Origin of the sequence: Pseudoalteromonas sp. SMS1 (assembly GCF_021530565.1) — a bacterium.
Classification (GTDB): domain Bacteria; phylum Pseudomonadota; class Gammaproteobacteria; order Enterobacterales; family Alteromonadaceae; genus Pseudoalteromonas.
Window position 1 is genome coordinate 44,325 of the sequence record NZ_JAKGBI010000025.1, and the last position, 21,310, is coordinate 65,634.

The following is a 21,310-nucleotide window of genomic DNA, read 5'->3' on the forward strand; positions in this document are numbered from 1 at the left end:
ACAAATAAAATTAGTTAATGACGAGCTTATTGTTCTATTTTTAAGAATTTTAGAGTGTACACTGTACCAACAGCTAGGTGAGTTAGAACTGAATAATGCACAAAGATGGGCCGTGCCGCTGCGCTTACATGGCGATGCTTAAAACATTGCAGAGCTCAGAGACAAAAAAGCCATCTAATGACTTAGATGGCATGCATAGGGTGGGCGCGCCCCCGACTATTGGGTTTTATTGACTTTATATGACTTAATATTGCCTTCATTTTGAGAAGTTGAGGTAATATAAGCCAATTGAATATCGCCCGTTTGAGGCGATAAAGTCACTTTGGCAATTGGGTTGTCAGTATTGGCACCTTGCCCTGCTTTAACCACAATCAGTTCATTTTGATCCACAGGCAAGTCGAGATACGATGTCGCTTCTCCATACTCTAGGTTTTCAGCAATTCTTTGATCTCCCATGTATACATCAACTTTTCCCATATCAGCTACATAGGTGTGGAAGACAATAACACGATACTTACTACTGGCCATTGCATCATCGTTAATTTTTACAGCCCCTAACTGTGCTGCTTGAGCAGAATCATTGTCTAGACGACCAAAAGAGTAAACCACATAGTCTGCATGCTCTGAAAAACGAAAGCGCGTTGACGCAATGGCGGTTTCCAACGAATTACCTTTCACCCCGTAAAACGTGAAGACATTACCATCAGAGTCATCTTGTATCAGTAGCTTTTCAGCCGATTTTTCGCCAAACAACAAGCCATCTTTGTCTGTTAAAGACATCTCTTCACTGCCTTTTTCAAACTGCCAGTACACGTCCACTTCATTGTTGACTAGGTTGATTGCACTGACATCAGCAGTGTAATTATCATCACTACATCCAGCTAATGCACCAACCATCACCGAGAACACTAAACCTTTGATTAAATTCACTTTACTCTCCTACAATTGTCACTAAAGAAAGTATAATCAAGTGAATGCTGAGAAGTTGTTATCGAGTGTAACTATTCACCGTTTTGATGTAGCCAAGCGTTACGAGATTCTTCAACTACGCATTCTCAACGCCTATCAGGTACGCTTCCAAATACTTTGCCTGACCATACACGCCTGCTGAGGAGACGTGCATACGCATGACTTGCAAACTCAATTAGATATTGCAAAAGCTCATTGCACAGCTTTTTCGCAATTCTTGATTAAACAGCTTCTGCAAAATGGTGATATCATTCGTTCGTACATAATTTGGCCTGACCACCAACGAGATTGTCCGATGTGGTCCAGGTTCATTCAGATGAATTGCAACAAGATCCGACTCCCCCTTCACCAATTGGTCTAATGCCATTTGCGGTACTAAGGTCGTGCCCATTTTCCCTGCAACCATTTGGATCAGCGTATGTAAACTGGTACTGTCGAACGAGGTATCTTTTTGTTCATTAGATAAATTACATGCACTCAGTGCATGTTCTTTCAAGCAATGGCCTTCTTTTAAAAGCATTAACCTGTTCATTTCAAATTGGTCACTGGATATCTCTTCGAGACTCGCGCTGCATTCTTCTTTATGGCTTACCCAGTAAAAGTCTTCGTGCCAAAAATCAAACGCCATTAACCCTTCTATTTGATATGGCAACGCCAATATAGCAGCATCTAAGTCTCCTTGGCGTAGCATATCAGCCAAGACATGAGACTGGTCCTCAATAATTTTCAATCTAAATTCGGGATATTGTTTACGTACTTCTGGTAGCACCTTAGGCAACAAAAATGGCCCAATGGTTGGGATCACGCCAATTTTCATTGGCCGACCCAGTGGCGCCTTATTGGTTTGTGCCAACGTCATGAGCTCGTCTGTTTCTAATTTGATTTGCCTCGCTTTGTCCAGCAACAGCCGACCTTCTTCAGTGACAAAAACATGCTTATTGTTGCGCTCAAAAATAACCGCCCCTAACTGCTTTTCAAACTCGTGAATCGCTGTGCTCAAAGTTGACTGAGACACATGGCATGCGTCAGCTGCCTTTTTGAAGTGCAGTGTTTTTTCGACCGCCAACGCATACACAATTTGTTTGAGTGAAATCATCGCTAATGTTCTTTATTTTAGATTATTTTCTCTATCTTAATCGTTAAATCTAATAATGCACCCAAGCAACTGTTTAAAAGTAATACAGCACGCTATCTGACTTACCCCACCGCCTTAAAAAGCTCTTTAATTTCATATAGATAAAATTAAAATTCACTACCAACTGCGAATATTCTAAAAAACTGATAATTATCTTTAAGTTATTCAATTTTAAATCTTTCATCAGTGATTTTAGGCTCTAAAAAGCACGCACTCAGACTGCTTTCATACTAGCACTGGGTATTTTATTTGGAGCTTACTTATGCGTACAAAGTTATTAACCTTAGCAGCAACCGTTAGCATGGCAATGAGTGGAGCCACACTGGCATCACCGCCTGTCACGCAAATTAAAACTAACCAATTTTGGTGGCCTGAGCAGCTTGATATAAGTCCGCTTAGACAACATGCCATGAAATCAAACCCCTATGGCGAAGAGTTTGATTACCGCCGTGAATTCATCAAACTTGATTTAGATAAAGTCAAAGCAGACATCACGGCAACATTGACCGACTCTCAAGACTGGTGGCCAGCAGATTGGGGGCACTATGGCCCACTCATGATCCGCATGGCTTGGCATAGTGCAGGGGTATATCGAGTCCATGATGGTAGAGGGGGAGCCGCAGGCGGTCAACAGCGTTTCAATCCATTAAATAGCTGGCCAGACAATGCTAATTTGGATAAAGCAAGGCGTCTGCTCTGGCCCGTCAAGCAAAAATATGGCAAACAGCTATCTTGGGCTGATCTCATGGTATTGGCTGGTAATGTATCCCTTGAATCAATGGGCTTCAAAACTTTTGGATTTGCTGGTGGCAGAAGCGATGACTGGGAACCCGATCTGGTTTACTGGGGCCCTGAAACCGCATTCTTGGCGGACGAAAGGCGAGATAAAAAAGGCAAGCTAAAAGGCCCACTGGCAGCGGTTGAAATGGGGTTAATCTATGTAAACCCACAGGGTCCGCATGGTAAGCCGGATCCACTACTTGCCGCTGAGGACATACGATTGTCGTTCGGTCGTATGGCCATGAATGATGAAGAGATAGTGGCTTTGATAGCAGGTGGTCATACTTTTGGCAAAGCGCATGGAGCCAAAAAGCCCGACAACTGTATCGGAAAAGAACCCGCTGCAGCGCCGACTGAGCAACAAGGGTTTGGGTGGAAAAACCGCTGTGGTAGTGGTAAAGGTGCAGACACGAGTACCAGTGGTTTTGAAGGAGCATGGACAGTGACGCCCACACGATGGTCAACCAATTACCTAGACAACCTGATGAACTTCAACTGGGTACAGACCACCAGCCCAGCAGGTGCCATTCAGTGGATCCCGGATAACCCCGCCGCAGTCAACTTGGTGCCCGACGCACACTTAAAAAACAAGCGTAGCGCGCCCATTATGTTTACCACAGACTTAGCACTAAAAGAGGACCCTGCTTTTAGGAAAATCGTAGAGCGTTTTAGATCTGACCCAAATGCGTATGAACTTGCATTTGCAAAGGCATGGTTTAAATTGACTCACAGAGATATGGGGCCACGAGCACGCTACCTTGGTAATGATATTCCTAAAGAAACAATGCTTTGGCAAGACCCCTTGCCAAAGCCATCCGGCAAACCCATTTCCACGTCTGACATTAAACAGCTGAAAAAGGCAATCATTAGCGCTGAGATCAGCGATGCAGATCTAATTGAAACAGCGTGGGCGTCGGCATCAAGCCATAGAGTCACAGACATGCGTGGCGGCGCGAATGGTGCCAGAATTCGACTTGCACCACAAAGTGAATGGCAGGTAAATAACCCGGCACAATTGAGCTCTGTGCTGGCAAAACTTGAAAGGGTAAAAAGCAAGTTTAACCAACGCGCCCGTCGCAAAGTATCCATGGCTGACCTCATTGTCTTAGCCGGTGCTACAGGGCTTGAAAATGCCGCAAAAAAAGCAGGATTTAAGGTGTCCGTGCCTTTTGTACCAGGCAGAACAGATGCAAGCCAAGCACACACTGATATTGCGTCTTTCAATTATTTAGAGCCAAAAGCGGACGCTTTTAGGAATTATTACCATGATGATGCATATATGTCTCCAACAAAAATGCTCATAGATAAGGCTAATATGCTCGGCTTATCGGTACCGGAGATGACTGTGCTACTCGGCGGGATGCGAGTGCTGGACACCAATACCGATAACACGAAAACGGGCGTATTGACGCATACACCGGGCCAATTAAACAATGCTTTTTTTGTCAATCTACTCGATATGAAAACCAAGTGGAAAAAGTCTGACAACCAGCAAGGTATCTATGTTGGGATAGATAGAAAGTCAGGTCAGCAGCAATGGCAAGCGAGCGCTGTCGATTTAATTTTTGGTTCTAATTCAGAGTTACGTGCAATCTCAGAAGTGTACGCGTCAGAAGATGCTAAACAAAAATTTGTTGATGATTTCATCAAAGCGTGGGTAAAGGTGATGCGCTTAGATAGATTCGATTTACAATAACTTCGACACCACCCAAGCCGTGACACACGGCTATTAAAATCATGTCATACGGTTGTTTAAATATATCGTGTGACATGACTTTATGCGATAACCACTATTCTACAATCAAACGATTATTTGTGTCTCTACTAGAGAGTACTTGCTGCGAATCAAAAGTGGTTGTGCACTTCGCCATGCGATCGTATAAAAGCACATTGACTGTTGCAGCTAGATTCATACATCCTGTGGTGGGAACATAGACAACCGCATCAGCTGCATCGACAATACTTTGCGGCAAACTGCCATCCTCTGGGCCAAAAACATACAGCGCATCTTCGGGGTGTGTAAATTCGGGCAAGGGTGTTGCACCTTCAACAAGCTCCACACACACCAGTGACCTGCCTGGTACTTTTAAACTTGTTAAATCATCAACTTGATGAATAGGAATATGCTCAGCGATGTTTTTAGTATCGGTGTGATACTTCGCCGCTCTTGCATACCTGTTACCATTGAAGTACACAGCCTGCGCACCGTAACACCCCGCTGCACGCAATACTCCACCAACATTGGTTGGTGACTTGGGGTTGACCAAACCTATTGCAGAATATGACTCACTCATTTTTTAACTCTCAATGTGCAGGCAGCAAAACTACCAAAAATTTTCGACGCGCGATTGTATCACGTGCGAAATTTTGTGCCACTTTGGTCACACAACATAATGCCAGACAGCCCACCCCCCTGATTTGGATGGACGAGCACATGACACAGCCGACAGTTACTTTGATCTACCTCAATCTGGCAGACTTTCAGCACGCCTTTGCCGCGCCCCATGCAACCCATTAACCAGTCACGTTGAGGTTATATTTTACGAACAGTAGAGTGTCGTGCTCATATGTGTCGTTACACCAACGATGCTTAGCTAATATTGAGCTGGGCACGTGCCCGCGATCATTGACCGTGTCGAACCCAAATTTTTTATAAAACTCCGCTAAATGCGCGAAGGGTAAGCAATGAACACGTTCAAACTCAACAGCATGCGCAACTAAAAACTCAACGAGTTTCGAGGCCACCCCTGCACCTCTGAAATCAGGAAGCACATACATGCCTCCCAGCTCCGCATCGACCGAAGTAAGCGGTTGTACTCGACCGACGCCCGCTTTTTGCCCATCAATCAACGCAATGGCAATCAAGTCCTGCGCTATATCGGACAATTTAAAACCAATTCGTTGGTACTGCTCATTGACCCAGTGCATTTCTTCTTCCCTTGCCTTTCGGATGGCTAACTCACTTTGCATTCTTATACTCCTTCAGTAATGACGGGTACATTTAACCACAAATACGCACGGTGTGAGACATGGATTACCGCTTATATATTGAAAAGGGGGACACTGCCCGACGCAATACAGATATCTCTCATTTTGATACGCACTACCGCTCAGTCGACTTTGCTAAATCGCACTATTCACACCGACAAACAAACACCATAAGCCATTGCAAAACAAGAAGAAAAGCATAAAACTAGGGTAGCCCATGAGGAACGAATGCCCCTTTATTCAATACATTGTCCAGCAATAATAAAACGCATTGTTATTTAGCTTCTATACTTGTGTTCAGGACTTTTTGATATTTCTCGCTACACCAGCGTCTTAAGGGAACTTTGAACATGGTTAATTCCGCCCACTTCAATTTTTTATCTACGCTACAATCAAAACTCATTGCGGCTTTTTCTGCCGTCATGGTGACACTGGCCATTATCGGCCTGATCTCTTTCTTCGCGTTGAAAACTGCTTCTGATGGATTCAAAGACTATCGAGGGCTAGCGCGTGACAGCAACTTAGCAGGCATATTGCAATCAAATATGTTAATGGTGCGCATGAATGTCAAAGACTTCTTGCTCACAGGCAGTGAGAAGGATATTAATCAGTATAATCAATACTTTATAGAGGTGGAAAAGCTACTCGATGACGCCACTCGTGAAATTAACAAACCTGAACGTTCTGCAATGGTGAAAGAGCTTATAAAAGAAATTTCGCAGTATAATCAGACATTTGAAGTCATCAAGGCGTACAGAGTCCAACGGGATGAACTCGTAAACGGACAACTCAATGTATTGGGTCCACAAATGGAGCGCGAGCTGACTAAACTGATGTACAACGCATCAGAAGACAGCAACACACAGCTAGCCTATTTAACGGGGGTAGCGATGCGCAATTTACTCCTTGGACGTTTATACGTGATTAAGTATCTTGAGAGTAATGATGAGAGTGCCGATCAACGCGTTAGACAAGAGTTCTCGCAATTTGAAGCGCAGATGGACCGCATTGAACTGTTAACCAATTCAGATGCTAGCAGACAAATGATTGACCAGATCAGAAGCATGGAATCTGAGTACAAAACGGCGTATCAAAGTGTGCACGACATCATTGTTGACAGAAATGACAAGGTCGCCAATACCCTAGACGTCATTGGGCCTCAGTTTGCTAAGTTAGTCGATGACTTAAAACTTTCTGTTAAATCAGACCAAGATACGTTGGGGCCAAGATTGAAAGCTGATAACGAATACGCGGTCAATAAAATATTAATCACCTTCGCCGTTGCTCTGTTGCTCAGCGGATGTGTGGTCCTTATTTTAACCCGCTCTGTGATGGCGCAACTCGGTAAAGACCCCAACGAGCTAGAACGGATTGCCACCGCTATTGCACGTGGCGATTTGGATGAAAAGTATGATGAAAGCGCATCGAAAGGGGTATTTAAGTCCATGCTTTCAATGCGTGAAAGCTTACGCCACGGGCGAGAAAAAGAACGCGAAGAAAAGCGCATTGCGAGTGCAAATGCAAGGATAAAAAGCGCCCTCGATAATGCCAGCGCCTGTGTCATGATAGCTGACAAGCATGGCCAAGTGATCTATTTAAACGATGCGATAAGCACCATGTTTAAAGAAGCAAGCCAAGATATCAGCCAACTCCACCCTAACTTTGACTACCGTAACATCATTAATACCTCTTTAAGTAGCCAGTTGCCTGCTTTCTCAGAAGTCGAAAGCCAAGTTGAACAATTGACCAGTACCTACGAGCATGAACTCGAAATTGCTGGCCGAACCTTTTCACTCGTAGCAAGTCCAGTGGTTGTAGAAGGTCAAACCGTTGGTCTTGTGTATGAATGGGAAGATAAAACGCATTGGCTTGCAAATGAACGAGAAAAAGCACGCGTCGCGTCAGAGAATGCGCGCGTAAAATATGCTTTGGATGGCTCATCTGGACAAGTCATGATCACCGACGACACGTATCAAGTGATTTATTTAAATGAGGCGCTTGGTAGGATGTTTGCAACTGCTGAGCCAGATATTTTAAATGTTTTGCCGGCATTTGATCCCACCAACGTAATAAGCCAGCCGCTGACGCGTTATTTTGAACATTTCTCTGAGTTGCTTGCTGAGTATGATCAATTAACCACCAGCCATGAGAGTGAATTTGTATTAGCAGGCAGAACATTCTCTATTGTTGCGAGTCCGGTTAATGTTGAAGGTCAACGAGTCGGTACCGTGATCGAATGGCAAGACAAAACTGATTGGCTCGCATTAGAGCAAGAAAAGTCGCGTATCGCATCCGAAAACGCTCGCGTAAAATATGCATTGGACAGTGTGTCGGGCAATGTCATGATTGCTGATCCTGATTTAAATATTATCTATGCCAATAACGCGTTACGAAACATGATGGCCGAATCTGAACACGATATCCGTCAGCATGTTGGCAACTTCAACTCCTCAGATCTTACTGGCTTTGCTATTCAAGACTTTTACTTGGAGCCAGAACAACAAAAAATCGTTTTTGATAATCTGCAAGATACACTCAGAAGTGTTGAACACATCGGTGAAAAAGTGTTTGCACTCACCGCCAACCCTATAGAGGTCGAAGGCCAGCGTATTGGTACTGTACTTGAGTGGGCTGACCGAACCGCAGAAGTGAATATTGAAAAAGAAATAGACCAAATTGTGCAAGCGGCCTCTCAAGGCGATCTCAGTAAAAAAATTGATCCAGCTGGTAAGTCAGGGTTTTTCGGCAATCTGAGTCAAGGCCTAAATGGCTTACTGGATACCGTCGAAGTTGCGCTTGATGACGTCATGCAAATGTTAGGGGCACTTGCCCAAGGCGACTTGTCCAAGCGAATGACGAACGACTACCAAGGCAAATTTGGTAGACTTAAAGAAGATACCAACGCTACAGCAGATAAGCTGACAGAAATTATATCGAGCATACGCTCATCCGCAGGCAGTATCTCCCAAAGTGCCAATGAGATTGCTCAGGGAAACATGGACTTGAGCCAACGCACGGAAGAACAGGCATCTAGTCTTGAGGAGACCTCGGCCAGTATGGATGCCATGACAGACAGTGTGAAACAAAGCAGTAAACGTGCAGAAAATGCCAGCGAACTATCTCTAGAGGCTGAGCAGCGCGCTGAACAAGGCGGCCAAGTGGTTAACTTAGCAGTGACAGCGATGAAGGAAATTAACGACTCGAGCAAAGAGATCTCAGAAATCATTGGCGTCATTGATGAAATTGCATTTCAAACTAACCTGTTGGCACTAAATGCAGCTGTCGAGGCAGCAAGAGCTGGTGAACAAGGGAGAGGCTTTGCCGTTGTTGCGGGTGAAGTGAGGAACCTTGCCCAACGCTCTTCAGAAGCAGCTAAGGAGATAAAAGAGCTGATCCGAGACAGCCAAACGAAAGTCGAGGAAGGCACTTCATTGGTCAATAAATCAGGAGAAACACTATTAGAGATTGTTGAATCAACTTCCAAAGTGCGCGCCATGATGCAAGAGCTAGCAGCCTCGGCACGGCAGCAGTCAGAGGGCATTATTCAAGTTAATAGTGCTGTGACTCAAATGGATGAAATGACACAACAAAATGCAGCATTGGTTGAAGAAGCGTCTGCTGCGGGGCAATCGATGGCAGATCAAGCCAACAATATGAATCGAACGATGGACTTTTTTACCTTAGACAAAGAAAGTATCAACCGAATCAAAGCGCTCGCACATATCGCTTCCTAACTCCCCCTACCCGCGGCTCCTCCTTGCCGCGGGTACATATTCTCAGTCCTTCGTTTTTATTTAACAGTGACCATTGACCTGTCTACTACTTTATAGTCTACAGTAAGGCTACTCCTCTGAAGTATGGATCTGCATATGTATAAAGTATCTGAACTCGCACAACAGGTTGGCCTTTCTCGAACTGCGTTGCTGTACTACGAAAAAAAAGGACTAATTTCAGGAAGAAGACTCGACAATGGTTACCGCGTTTACACGCAAAAGGATCTGCAGCGTGTACGTTTGATCCAACAGCTCCTTGCTGGCGGCCTGACATTACGAGAATGCAAAGCCTGTATTGAGTCAAAAATTGACCAGCAGGTTTTAAGACGCCGTCTCACCGCACTGGATGATGAAATTAAGATTAAGCAACAATCTCGAAATTTACTGTCAGCGATGCTAGGTGAAGGGGAGCTAAAAACATGGCATGAGCAGCTAAACAAAGTAGCACCCGACGCGCATCTGGATTGGCTGATTAAACAAGGTTTTGAAGAGAAAGAAGCACTTCGACTTAGGTGGCTTTCAAAAGATATGCACGAACACGATAGATATATGACAGATTTTATGACGGTGTACAACGCACTAGAACAATGGGGTCCTGGAAGTACACAAGATACGCTAAAAGCGCTCAAAGCAGTGCCTCCGCCTGTATGTGAAATCTTAGAAATTGGCTGTGGAAAAGGCCTAGCAACACAGGTGCTCGCTCAGCATACACCTGCAAATATAACTGCAATCGACAACGAGCAATCTGCATTGGACGCACTGGTTAATCGCTTTAAACAGACAAATTTACTCGGCAGACTCTCTTTACAGTGCCTGAGTATGACGCAACTGCATACACTGGAAAAACGCTTCGACTTGCTCTGGGCTGAAGGCAGTGCTTACATTATGGGAGTCACTCACGCCCTAAACACATGGGCCCCCCTGCTCACACCACGCGGTACCCTTGTTTTTAGTGATCTGGTATGGCACACAAGCTCACCATCAAACCAAGCAAAAGATTTTTGGTCAAAAGAGTATGCAGATATGCAACCGCTTGCAAATCGGCTGAGACAAATCGAACAGTCAGGTTTTAACGTCATTACACACTTTTCTCAAAGCAACCAAGCGTGGCTTAACTACTACCAACCGCTCGAAAAGCGAGTTCAGACGCTAAAACCAAGCATGCCATTCTCAGCAGCACTCAATGATCTAGAAGCTGAAATCAACGTATGTACACAGTTTGCACATGAGTTTGGATACCATTTTTTTATCGTTGAAAAGAAGGCTTAAATGCGCCTCTTTTTAGGCTCAACATACGACCCCCCATGGATTAAAGCAACCATTTAGTTGTGAGAGGTAAAAACTCCAAACCCCCTAACACGACTTTCGTCATACTGCAGGCAGTGCGGTTTAACTGCCCTCCCCCCCAAAAAAATGATGATGTGAAATTAGGGATGAGTATTGACTAAACCTGTAAAAATTAACACCAAAGGCCCCTTATGAGAGAATTTATACAATAGAGTGTTAACATAAGTGAAAATACAGTTTTAATCGTAGCGAAAATTTTAAATATGAAAACCGTCAAGCTCTTATCTGCACTGGTTATTATGCTCCTGTTTGTTGTCACGTTTTATCATCAAAAAGTGATATCGACGTTATTGCTACCGCAATATATCGCTTGGGCACATAACATCGAAGAACAAGGCTTGAAAATTGGCATGTCATTAAACGAAAGAGAGCAACAGTTAGCGGCGGAAATAGGGATAAAACATCCTGAAAAAGTCAAAATTGTGTATGTAAATGAGGTCCCATTTCCACATGAAAACTTTGCATTAAAAACACTGGGAGAAGCTTTAGGGTTTATTGGCGAAGGTATCGTGAATAACGCACAAGTGTTTGGATACACAATCTACGTGAGAAAAGGGTTTAATTTGAATAAACCTAAATTAGCACATGAGTTGGTGCATGTGTTGCAAATAGAGCGGTCTAGCCTAGATCAGATTGTTACACAACATTTTTCAGACCTAGCCCAATACGGTTATAGCAACGCCCCCTTGGAAGTTGAAGCATTTGAAGCGAATAAAACATACAGCCAGGATTGGTAAATTAACAAAAAGGGGAGTTGCGCGTTTCGTTACGTACTTCATCAACAAAGAAAACTGAGAGTTCTATATCAAAATTGATGTTGCATTATTTTTCGCTGATGCAATAAAAAAGAAGGAATAACATCAGGTGGAAATCTTAAAAGCAAAAAAAGTATTCAGGTTTTTGGCTATTTTCCTAGCATTCCCATTATGGGTATTTACAACAGTCATCTTATTCGCCATAACGATCGGTGAATATAATAATACCTATAATTGGGCGTCACTAATTGCCACGTTTAGTGGCGCATTAGCGTTTTCGTATGTTGCTATAAAAGGTAACACGGGAAGATAGCACCATCACGCTCGGGGTTTTGACTCAACCTACTTCCCCAGCTGGAACCAAAATTAGGTAACAGAATAACAGTTCGATGCAGCGACATATAACAAAGCCTTTTGATAAATTGCATTATGAATACCGGCTCATAACAAAGGCCCCAGTGAATAGAAAGTATGTCATGCTACTAAGAACGTGCCGTTGTTTTTTGCGACCAAATGACACCGCTTGCTGAGCGTATGCACCATGCCTTGCGCCCCAGAGCGATGAAAAGCGCAACCTGACCATGGCGTAATCCACGTATTTTACTTCTGCACGTCCATCGCCACATAGAGCAGTATCACATCTAAACGCGCTACTAAAATGCTTGAAGTCAGTGCGGCATAGGTGAACCTTCGTTTAATATCGAAACGATCTTTTTTATCCCCAGAACACCCAACACACTCACGTATGGCGTTTAATGCGCCGAATTAGAGAGGCCTGACAAAATGAACGGTACATCTTGGCATACGCACATTGTCAAACTGTCGTGGAATTAAAACGAATTAGATAGGTAAGCAAAGCCCGTCGCTTACAATGCTAGGTATTACAAATTAAGTTCTGGGGTATCGCTACCCCACCCACTTTGTTAAACACGTTACTGTTTGACGAATCAACTCGATTCATAACAATAAGCGCTTACCCACGCATGCCAGCAAGCATCAAAGTTATAATAAATCCGCAATAAACTCCACAGGATGCTTGGGTTTTCGCCCTTCGTAGCGCTTTACTTGGCTGCGACAAGAGAACCCCGTTGCAATCACTTGCTGTGACTTCACATGCTTTTCCCATGACATGTTGTATAATTGCCGAGCGGCCTCTTGATTCTTTGACTCATGACCATACGTGCCCGCCATCCCACAACACCCAACATTTGGCGCCTGAATCTCAACCCCCAAGTTTTTGAAAATGGATAACCAAGTAGCCGTTGACGCCCTTGGATTTGTCTCTTCAGTACAGTGAGCAAGCAGCGCCAAAGTGCCTTGATATTCTGTAATGTGGAGAGTAGATAAGTCTTGTTGTATCAGCCATTCGTGGATTGCCTGAACCCTATAATCTCCCCGCTGAGACTCCGTCAGTACTTTGCGATATTCATCTTCATACACAAACACCAAAGCAGAATCCATGCCTACCATCGGGATCTGTAATGTCGACGCTTGCTGTAAAAATGCACTTGTTTTGGCGGCTGTTGCTTTGAATGCGCTTAAAAACCCTTTTACATGCTTGGTTTTACCATTCTCATGATAGGGTAATAAAATAGCTTGCTTTCCTAGCTTTTCAATAAGGTTAATTGTCGAGGCGAGCAACTCAGCTTCATAATAACGAGTAAATGGATCTTGAACTATCAGCACATACTGCTCCCTTTGTCGCAGGGTAAGTTTGCTCAATTCATCAAAATCATAGGCTTTTGTTTTTAACTTATGTTGGCTAAGTTGTGGGAGATCTTGATATCCAATCGTGTTTTTCGCCAACGCATTCATGAGTCGTGAACCCATGATTGGATTCAGTATCTTTGCAAAGCGCGACATCATTGGCAGTAAACGTTCGATATTTGCAACCAGGTGATCCTTGAGGCTTCTGCCATATTTTTGGTGATAAAAATCAAGAAAGTAGGCCCGCACATTAGGGATATCTACTTTAACAGGGCAAGCACTTGAACACGCTTTACACGCCAAACACGCGTCCATGGCCTTTTTCACCTCGTGGTTAAGTTGCTTGAGCTTTCCTTCATCAGAGATCATCACTTTATGTGGGTTATGTTTGTCGAAATATTCTGAAAGTTGCTCAGGGAGTTCCACGCCCCGCTCAGATTGCAGGCGAGTCCACTCCTTAAACAACATTGCACGGCCTTTTGGAGAATCTCTTCTGTCCTTTGTGATTTTATATGAGGGACACATTTGAGTCGCTTGGGAATAATTAAAACAGAGCCCATTACCATTACAATTCAGCGTATCCTGAAAACTGGTTTTGATATTAATTGGTACCAAAGCATCGTAACGAGCCCTTAGCGGACCATCAACCTTGGCGAGCTCGACCTCGCTGTTCAAAGGTGTACAAATTTTACCTGGGTTAAGCTTATTGCGCTTGTCAAAAGCCGTTTTTATTTTACGCAACTCTAAAAATAGCTCTGGACCAAAGAATTGCGGTCCATATTCACTTCGATACCCTTTGCCATGTTCCCCCCAAAAGAGTCCCCCATACTTTTTTGTCAATTGCGCGACTTTGTCCGAAATCGGCTTCAGCATGGCTTGTTGAGATTGGTCACATAAATCCAGCGCAGGACGAACATGTAATACGCCTGCATCCACATGTCCAAACATGCCGTAGGACAGCTGATAGTCGTCCAACACGGCTCTAAACTCAGTGATAAAATCCGCAAGATGCTCAGGAGGTACCGCGGTGTCTTCAACAAATGCAACCGGTTTTTGATGGCCTTTGCTATTCCCTAATAGGCCCACCGCTTTTTTCCTCATCGCATATATTTTCAAGATATCAGCTTTGTTTGTGGTGATTGAATAGGACAATACCCCTGACTGCTTGTTCGCAATGAGGGCGTCTAACTTGCTCGTTAATGCGCCCACTTTATCTTCAATATCATTTTGCGCTGTGCCATTAAACTCCACCATATTGAGACCATCAGATGTGATCTGTGTCGGCGTTTCTAAAAAGTCCGATACGCTGCGCCATATAAGGCTCAATAGGTAGAATATTGAGCTTAGCTTCAGCCACAACCGCCAAAGACCCTTCACTTCCAGCAATAATTCGTGTTAGATCAAACGACTCTAAATCGTCACTCAATACATTTTTAAGGTCATACCCGGTCAGAAACCTGTTTAATTTTGGAAAAACAGACAGGATTTTTTCTCTTTTTTGCTCACAACTTGCTAGGACTGAATTAAATATGCTACCAGCACGCCCAGCTTGTTTCGCCGCCTCTCTAGCCTGCGCTAATGTCATTTTCTGCGTATCAAGTTCATATCCATCGGATAAAAAACACTTCAGCCCTAATAGGTGATCGCTGGTTTTGCCATAAACTAAAGAACCTTGCCCAGAGGCGTCAGTATTGATCATCCCCCCGACAGTCGCGCGATTACTGGTTGATAAATCCGGCGCGAAAAAAAAACCATGTGGCCGCAAAAATTCGTTTAATTGGTCTTTGATGACGCCAGCTTGTACTCGCACCCACCTCTGCTCGGTATTTAACTCGATGATGTCACGCAGATGACGAGACAGGTCTAAGATGATCCCTCCTGTCAAAGATTGGCCATTCGTACCCGTTCCACCTCCTCTCGGGCCAAAATACAACGTGTTAAATTCGTTTCTCTCTGAGAGAGATAACGCCAACTGAATGTCTACATTCGACTTTGGAAACAGCACGGCTTGTGGCATTTGTTGGTAAATACTGTTATCTGTTGAGTGTACAACTTGCGTTGAGTAGCTGGTATCAACCTCTCCTTCAAACCCTTGTTTTTTTAGCTCATCTGTAAATGCTTTAACGACTTCATCAGCATGAACATTTGCTTCGGTTTCTCGACCCATGTTTTTTTGCGCCCCACAAAATTGATACAATATAACATATCATAAAATTGTGGTGGTTTATACAATGGCGCCGTACCAGATATCGTAGCCCAGTACGTAGAAGTGTCCCCCTGCGTACTGGGTTGTTAGGTCACATTAGGTGCTTCACCGGCTATAGCCATCAATATTCTGCGCGACTAAGTTAAAACACTGATTACCTCTTGCAATACAAAGCGTGTGCTTGCCAACCGTTGTAGACAGCTCCAACCACTCTTTTTGCCCTAACTCACTGGCATGCACGCCATTAAAGCTCACTACTTCATCACCAACTTCAATACCCGAGCCAAATGCGCCCATGTCTGGCATAACATAACGCACAACAAACGCCCCGTTGGTCAGTTTTCTCAGCTCCATACCCAGTAAATTGTACCTCGCTTTAAAACTTGTGCCTGTATACGGTTTGAGGTGCAACGTTAAATTGTGGTAATCAATTACATACCTGAAATGATTTAGAATAGAACTTCCTATAACGGATTTGCCATCATCACCACCTTCAATAAAGTTCGTTTTGACATTTTTTAGGGTTAGGTCTGAGACATCTAACTGTGGAATTGTGCCACGATGGTGGATTGCTTGGCCGCTCAAACCAAAGTCTGAGCCAATCACGGTTTTGCCTTTAAACGTATACCCTGCTTCACGAACATAGTAGTTGTTCAGCTTAAAATAGTGGCGACTCCCAGTATCTAACACCACTTCGTGTGCCATTGTTTGGTTGTGACCTAAATCGACTTTGCTATCAAGATACAATTTGCTGAGGAAAATGCGCATCGGAATGGCGATTTCTGTTGAATCAGCACTGTGCGCTTGACTGGAAATTTCAATCGTTCCCGCTCGAGGATCAATATGCCATGCAAAGTGCTTTAAAATGTCATGGCCAAGTATCCCATCGTATACAGCCTCATCTGGGCGCAAAAAATAAGCACTGCTCGTAACTGGCATATATGCAAAGCTCACGTCTTTAAACCGAACATCACCCAACGTAATACTTTTTACATCGGTCTGAAAACCATAAGAGTTTTCAGCATCCCCCCAGCCACCTAATTCAAGTGGGTAGCCTTCTTTCAATGTCAACTTTTTTACTTTTTCGGAGTCCTTAAGAATTGATACGGATGCGCCCGTATCCAACAACATTTTAAACCCATGCACGCCATTAATTGTCATGTACACGTAAGGCTTTAAGCCAGTATCTGCCTGTAATTGAGTCTTTTTTTTGTGTGACTGCCACTGTGGTTTAATGTCATCATTCTCGTATTTAAGCCGAACATAATTGGCAACACTACACCCGTTCAATGCCACTGTACAAAGTAAGATGGTGAGCAACTTCATAACACATATCCTTTTACTATTTCGTGCTTTCAAGTTACTAAAAAAAATGTGAAGAAAACGTCAAACGGATTGTGGCTATTAATTTAAAAAGGGTGCCAAATTAGCAGAGGATAACTGACAAACAGGCAATTTTTGCAAGTCAGATTGAGACATAAATAAAGCATTGCAAGCCACACCGTCAAAATGCGTACGTGTTTTTGCATGCTGACTTACGAACCAGCAAGTACAACTTTCTTTTGCTCGTCCTGACTCAAATACATGAGATGGAATGGGAAAACACTCGATCACAGTTTGTTTCTCAATACCATTCATCTCTATCAATTTGGCCATGCCTAGCAAAAGCAAAGTAGTCATCACCAAACCCAGCACGCTGACAATCACATATTTCATATTGTAATATCTACCTCCAACACATTTTTCTTGCTCAATTGCATCACTCTATCTTGCGATTTTATCATGCCAATACCCTTTGCTGTATAACCCATTACAATCAAGCTTAATTCGATAAAATAGAATCTATTGTCCTAGTTATGTGTTTTTACCCTCGCGTTAACTGCAACTAGAATGACTGCATACTTATTAAAAATGATTCATGCTTCGTGAGGAGAAAGGCAGTGGCGCAGTTACTCAAAGCAACAACACATGATATTGGGGGAATTGAGGTGAAGCGCCTGCTCCCACATATGAAAAAACGGATGGTGGGTCCTTTTATCTTTTTTGATCGTATGGGGCCGAGCCATTTCCCCCAAGGCCGAGGTATTGAAGTAAAGCCGCACCCTCATATCGGTTTATCAACACTGACTTACCTCATCGAGGGGAAAGTGTTACATCGCGACTCGCTCGGTAATCAGCTTGAAATAGCCCCAGGTGATGTCAACTGGATGACTGCTGGTAAAGGCATTGTACATTCAGAACGAGAAAGCTTTGAAACAAGAGGAAAGCCACATCATATCGATGGTCTACAATCATGGGTTGCATTGCCCAAAGCATATGCCGACATCGCACCGAGTTTTGAACATATCAATCGCGATGAACTCCCTCAGAGCATTCAAGGCGGCATCATGAAGCGCGTCATAGCCGGACATGCTTACGGTCTGACATCGCCAATTCGTACTTATTCACCTTTGTTTTACGTCGATATCATCGCAACTATGCAAAACACGCTAGACTTACCCAGTGACACACAAGAAACCGCCATCTACATTATTTTTGGTGCCCTGCGTATTGACGACGTTGAATACAACGCTGGTGACTTGGTTCTGATAGAAGATTTACACAGTAGAGTCATAACACTCGAAGACTCTAGGGTCATTTTGCTCGGTGGTGACAAATGGGATTCAGTCCCTTATATACACTGGAACTTTGTTTCATTTAGCAAAGCACGTATTGACCAGGCGAAACTCGATTGGGAAAACGGTCACTTTCCCGCCATACCAGATGACAACTTAGAGTTTGTCCCCTTACCAACAAGGAAATAAGCGATGAGAGAAAGAGTAGAATTCACCAGTGATGGTAATACACTCGCAGGATTGTTAGAGCGCCCAACAGAATCGATTAAAGCCGTTGTACTATTTGCTCACTGTTTTACCTGTGGCAAAGACATTGCAGCGGCGTCGAGAATATCGAGAGCACTGGTAAAGCAAGGCTATGCTGTACTGCGTTTTGATTTTACAGGACTTGGAAACAGTGACGGAGACTTTGCCAATAGTAATTTCTCTTCAAATCTGGCCGATCTTCGCGCTGGCGCAGATTACCTGAGGCAATCTCTTTTTGCACCCCAAATATTAATTGGTCATAGTCTCGGCGGTGCTGCGGTCTTGGCTGTCGCAAATCAGATTCCAGAGGTAAAAGCGGTTGTCACGATAGGGGCACCGGCGAATGCTCAACATGTTGTGCATAACTTTTCAGCACATTTAGAAGAAATTAACCACAACGGAGAAGCCCAAGTGCAACTGGGTAAGCGAACGTTCAATATTAAAAAACAATTTCTTGAAGATCTGAATGAACAAAGCCAACAACAATCAGTAATTAAAAACAAAGCGTTGCTGATTATGCATAGCCCAATTGATGATGTTGTCAGTATCGAACAAGCAGAGTCCATTTACGTCAATGCTAAGCATCCTAAAAGCTTTATTTCATTGGATGATGCAGATCACCTATTAACCCGCTCGGCTGATGCTGAATATGCTGCAACTGCAATTACGGGGTGGGTAGATAAATACATTGTGCCCCACCCAGCGCCAAGCACACAAACCGTGCTTCAAGGTGAGCTTGTCGTTACAGAGAAAGATCACAAATTTACGTTAAGTGTATCCAGTGATAGTCACTCATGGCTTGCCGATGAGCCAGTAAAAGTCGGCGGAAGAAACCTTGGGCCAGATCCCTATGCGCACTTATTGGCAGCCTTAGGCACTTGTACTGTCATGACCATGAGGATGTACGCGAATCACAAAGGCCTGCCTGTGGAAGATATCAAAATTACCTTAACACATCAGAAAAACTACCATGACGACTGCAAAAATTGTGACAGTAAACACAATTACACTGAGGAAATAACTCGCCAGATAGAAATACAAGGCCCTATTGACGATGCACAAAAGCAAAAGCTACTTGCTATCGCAGACAAGTGTCCTGTGCATAAGACCTTACACAATACAGTACAGGTAAAGACGCAGTTGCATGTATAGCATCTAATTTCCTGAAAGTGAGTGAGCGTCTCTATCGTACCACCTAAAAAGCCACTGGCCTAGTCAGCGGCTTTTAATATCAATGTCAGGCTTTATAAATTGAGTTGTGACTCATCCAAATCAATTGGGTAGACTTTAGAGATTTTATCTTCTTTAGTACATTTTATAGCTATCTTCATTGATGGGGGCGTCTGAGTTTTTCGACACGATACAAACTGCGCCTTCATGCCAAATTTTTGCTTGTAATCAGCCACCACGGCATCAATCTTGGTGCGCATTTGTGGGGTGGCTTTCGCGTAGAGCGCATTATAAAGATTGACCCACTCTTTGATATCAGATTCGGCCGCCACGCCTAGCCAACCCATACCAATCAAGGTGGACTGCTCTAAGTGCTGACCTTTTAAAAACATAAAGGCCAGATAATATTGCGCATCTTTGTAACCCCAAGTGGCAAGTTCTCCAAGTGCTTCATAGGCGTCGGCGTATTGCCCTTGCTGATAAAGCTTTATTCCTTTTCGTTCCTGCTTTTGAATGGCATCAATACCTTTGATAATGGCTCTGTTGGACTGACATGAAGGTAATACAGCTAGGATTAGTATAGTAATCAAAAACTTATGCATAAGAATGTTCTAATTTTAGGTGAAATTTAAGCAACCATTTATATGTTACACAAAACAGCCAAAAATAAAACATATAACTATCAACAGCTAAACAGTCGACTAAAAATAAAAAAGCGGCGGGACACACCCCCACCGCTTTATTCTACACACTCTCTTCTTTCGAAGATAAAGGAACATAAGTATGCGAATACGTTGAATACTAAAGATATTTTATTACAAAATAACGAAAGTATTAGATATTTTTTTAAAGTCTTATACCACCATCGATTTCCACGACTCGGCCAGTGAAAAACTCATTCTCAATAATATATTGAGCTGTATGTGCAATCTCTTGTGCTTCGCCTAAACGACCCACTGGCTTCATTTTAACCAAACGTTCTTTTGCCTCTGGTTTCATGGCATCTGTCATTTTGGTACGAATTACACCTGGCGCAATCGCGCCCACACGAATACCGTAACGACCAAGCTCTTTCGCCCATGTTGTGGTCATAGCCACAACACCAGCTTTAGCTGCAGAGTAGTTAGTTTGGCCAATATTACCAGCGCGTGCCACACTCGACATGTTAATAATCACGCCGCCTTGATCTGCCTCAATCATTTTCACTGCGGCTTCACGGCCGCAAAGGAATACGCCAGTTAAGTTTACATCCATCAACGATTGGAACTGGTCAAGTGACATCTTATTGACGACTTCACCCTCTTTGACTTTGACGAACAAGCCATCGCGTAGAATACCCGCATTATTGATAAGTACAGACAGTGAACCGAAATCCTCGACAATCTTGTCGAAGACTTCTTCCACATTGCTTTCAATACTTACATTTGCAACATACGTTTTAACGGTTACATCAAATTCGCTAAGCTCTTCAACTGCCGCCTGCAAAACTTCTTCTTGCATATCAACAAGGGCAAGGTTCGCGCCTAAACTTGCCATTTTATGTGCCATTGCAAGACCTAAACCTTGCGCGCCCCCAGTAATAACAACCGTTTTATTTTCTACATTCATAATTAAATTTT

The 21,310-nt window shown here is 43.5% G+C and carries 14 protein-coding genes and 1 pseudogene; 6 read left to right on the forward strand and 9 right to left on the reverse strand.

The features are described 5' to 3' along the window. Positions 1-216: 216 nt before the first annotated feature. Positions 217-930 carry a DUF4397 domain-containing protein gene (locus L1286_RS21105; protein WP_235409019.1) on the reverse strand — a complete coding sequence of 238 codons (714 nt, stop codon included), beginning with the start codon at positions 928-930 and terminating at the stop codon, positions 217-219. A gap of 214 nt (positions 931-1,144) precedes the next feature. Continuing rightward, positions 1,145-2,065, reverse strand: a complete 921-nt coding sequence (locus L1286_RS21110) for a hydrogen peroxide-inducible genes activator (protein ID WP_235409021.1) — start codon at positions 2,063-2,065, stop codon at positions 1,145-1,147. 301 nt (positions 2,066-2,366) lie between these two features. Between L1286_RS21110 and katG the strand changes: the two genes are divergently transcribed. Continuing rightward, positions 2,367-4,580 (forward strand): catalase/peroxidase HPI, encoded by a 2,214-nt coding sequence (katG, locus tag L1286_RS21115; RefSeq protein WP_235409023.1) that lies wholly within the window; start codon positions 2,367-2,369, stop codon positions 4,578-4,580. A gap of 94 nt (positions 4,581-4,674) precedes the next feature. Here katG and L1286_RS21120 read toward each other — a convergent pair whose 3' ends face one another. After that, entirely contained in the window at positions 4,675-5,178 is a 504-nt protein-coding gene (locus tag L1286_RS21120; RefSeq protein WP_235409024.1) for an RNA methyltransferase, read from the reverse strand. Positions 5,179-5,398: 220 nt separating this feature from the next. Beyond that, entirely contained in the window at positions 5,399-5,854 is a 456-nt protein-coding gene (locus tag L1286_RS21125) for a GNAT family N-acetyltransferase (protein ID WP_235409026.1), read from the reverse strand. Between the two features lie 368 nt (positions 5,855-6,222). Between L1286_RS21125 and L1286_RS21130 the strand changes: the two genes are divergently transcribed. The 3 genes from L1286_RS21130 to L1286_RS21140 all read left to right on the forward strand — a co-directional run bounded on the left by L1286_RS21130 (position 6,223) and on the right by L1286_RS21140 (position 11,729). After that, on the forward strand, positions 6,223-9,606 hold the full coding sequence (locus tag L1286_RS21130) for a methyl-accepting chemotaxis protein (RefSeq protein ID WP_235409028.1): 3,384 nt from the start codon (positions 6,223-6,225) through the stop codon (positions 9,604-9,606). 135 nt (positions 9,607-9,741) lie between these two features. Continuing rightward, the gene (locus tag L1286_RS21135; protein WP_235409030.1) at positions 9,742-10,914 is read left to right on the forward strand and encodes a MerR family transcriptional regulator; all 1,173 of its coding nucleotides are present in this window, start codon (positions 9,742-9,744) and stop codon (positions 10,912-10,914) included. A 317-nt stretch (positions 10,915-11,231) separates the two neighbouring features. Next, on the forward strand, positions 11,232-11,729 hold the full coding sequence (locus L1286_RS21140; protein WP_442961762.1) for a hypothetical protein: 498 nt from the start codon (positions 11,232-11,234) through the stop codon (positions 11,727-11,729). Positions 11,730-12,749: 1,020 nt separating this feature from the next. Here the strand turns inward: L1286_RS21140 and L1286_RS21145 are convergent. The 3 genes and pseudogenes from L1286_RS21145 to L1286_RS21155 all read right to left on the reverse strand — a co-directional run bounded on the left by L1286_RS21145 (position 12,750) and on the right by L1286_RS21155 (position 17,376). After that, positions 12,750-15,621, reverse strand: a pseudogene (locus L1286_RS21145) (FAD-binding and (Fe-S)-binding domain-containing protein). A 144-nt stretch (positions 15,622-15,765) separates the two neighbouring features. Beyond that, entirely contained in the window at positions 15,766-16,986 is a 1,221-nt protein-coding gene (locus tag L1286_RS21150; RefSeq protein ID WP_235409033.1) for an aspartyl protease family protein, read from the reverse strand. A 78-nt stretch (positions 16,987-17,064) separates the two neighbouring features. Further along, positions 17,065-17,376 (reverse strand): hypothetical protein, encoded by a 312-nt coding sequence (locus L1286_RS21155; RefSeq protein ID WP_235409035.1) that lies wholly within the window; start codon positions 17,374-17,376, stop codon positions 17,065-17,067. A gap of 224 nt (positions 17,377-17,600) precedes the next feature. Here L1286_RS21155 and L1286_RS21160 point away from each other — a divergent pair, with 224 nt between their 5' ends. Both L1286_RS21160 and L1286_RS21165 read left to right on the forward strand, forming a co-directional pair. Further along, complete coding sequence (locus tag L1286_RS21160) at positions 17,601-18,464, forward strand: pirin family protein (RefSeq protein WP_235409037.1); 864 nt, start codon at positions 17,601-17,603, stop codon at positions 18,462-18,464. Positions 18,465-18,467: 3 nt separating this feature from the next. Next, entirely contained in the window at positions 18,468-19,673 is a 1,206-nt protein-coding gene (locus L1286_RS21165; protein WP_235409039.1) for a bifunctional alpha/beta hydrolase/OsmC family protein, read from the forward strand. A 92-nt stretch (positions 19,674-19,765) separates the two neighbouring features. Here L1286_RS21165 and L1286_RS21170 read toward each other — a convergent pair whose 3' ends face one another. Further along, complete coding sequence (locus L1286_RS21170) at positions 19,766-20,293, reverse strand: sel1 repeat family protein (RefSeq protein ID WP_235409041.1); 528 nt, start codon at positions 20,291-20,293, stop codon at positions 19,766-19,768. Positions 20,294-20,537: 244 nt separating this feature from the next. Continuing rightward, positions 20,538-21,299 carry an SDR family oxidoreductase gene (locus tag L1286_RS21175; RefSeq protein WP_235409042.1) on the reverse strand — a complete coding sequence of 254 codons (762 nt, stop codon included), beginning with the start codon at positions 21,297-21,299 and terminating at the stop codon, positions 20,538-20,540. Between the last annotated feature and the right edge of the window lie 11 nt (positions 21,300-21,310).

Bases quoted from the DNA above. Each gene is read 5' to 3' on its own strand.
- L1286_RS21120 (WP_235409024.1), bottom strand. From the start codon at position 5,178: ATGAGTGAGTCATATTCTGCAATAGGTTTGGTCAACCCCAAGTCACCA.
- L1286_RS21170 (WP_235409041.1), bottom strand. From the start codon at position 20,293: ATGCATAAGTTTTTGATTACTATACTAATCCTAGCTGTATTACCTTCA.
- katG (WP_235409023.1), top strand. From the start codon at position 2,367: ATGCGTACAAAGTTATTAACCTTAGCAGCAACCGTTAGCATGGCAATG.
- L1286_RS21125 (WP_235409026.1), bottom strand. From the start codon at position 5,854: ATGCAAAGTGAGTTAGCCATCCGAAAGGCAAGGGAAGAAGAAATGCAC.
- L1286_RS21130 (WP_235409028.1), top strand. From the start codon at position 6,223: ATGGTTAATTCCGCCCACTTCAATTTTTTATCTACGCTACAATCAAAA.
- L1286_RS21165 (WP_235409039.1), top strand. From the start codon at position 18,468: ATGAGAGAAAGAGTAGAATTCACCAGTGATGGTAATACACTCGCAGGA.
- L1286_RS21140 (WP_442961762.1), top strand. From the start codon at position 11,232: ATGCTCCTGTTTGTTGTCACGTTTTATCATCAAAAAGTGATATCGACG.
- L1286_RS21150 (WP_235409033.1), bottom strand. From the start codon at position 16,986: ATGAAGTTGCTCACCATCTTACTTTGTACAGTGGCATTGAACGGGTGT.
- L1286_RS21155 (WP_235409035.1), bottom strand. From the start codon at position 17,376: ATGAAATATGTGATTGTCAGCGTGCTGGGTTTGGTGATGACTACTTTG.
- L1286_RS21135 (WP_235409030.1), top strand. From the start codon at position 9,742: ATGTATAAAGTATCTGAACTCGCACAACAGGTTGGCCTTTCTCGAACT.
- L1286_RS21110 (WP_235409021.1), bottom strand. From the start codon at position 2,065: ATGATTTCACTCAAACAAATTGTGTATGCGTTGGCGGTCGAAAAAACA.
- L1286_RS21175 (WP_235409042.1), bottom strand. From the start codon at position 21,299: ATGAATGTAGAAAATAAAACGGTTGTTATTACTGGGGGCGCGCAAGGT.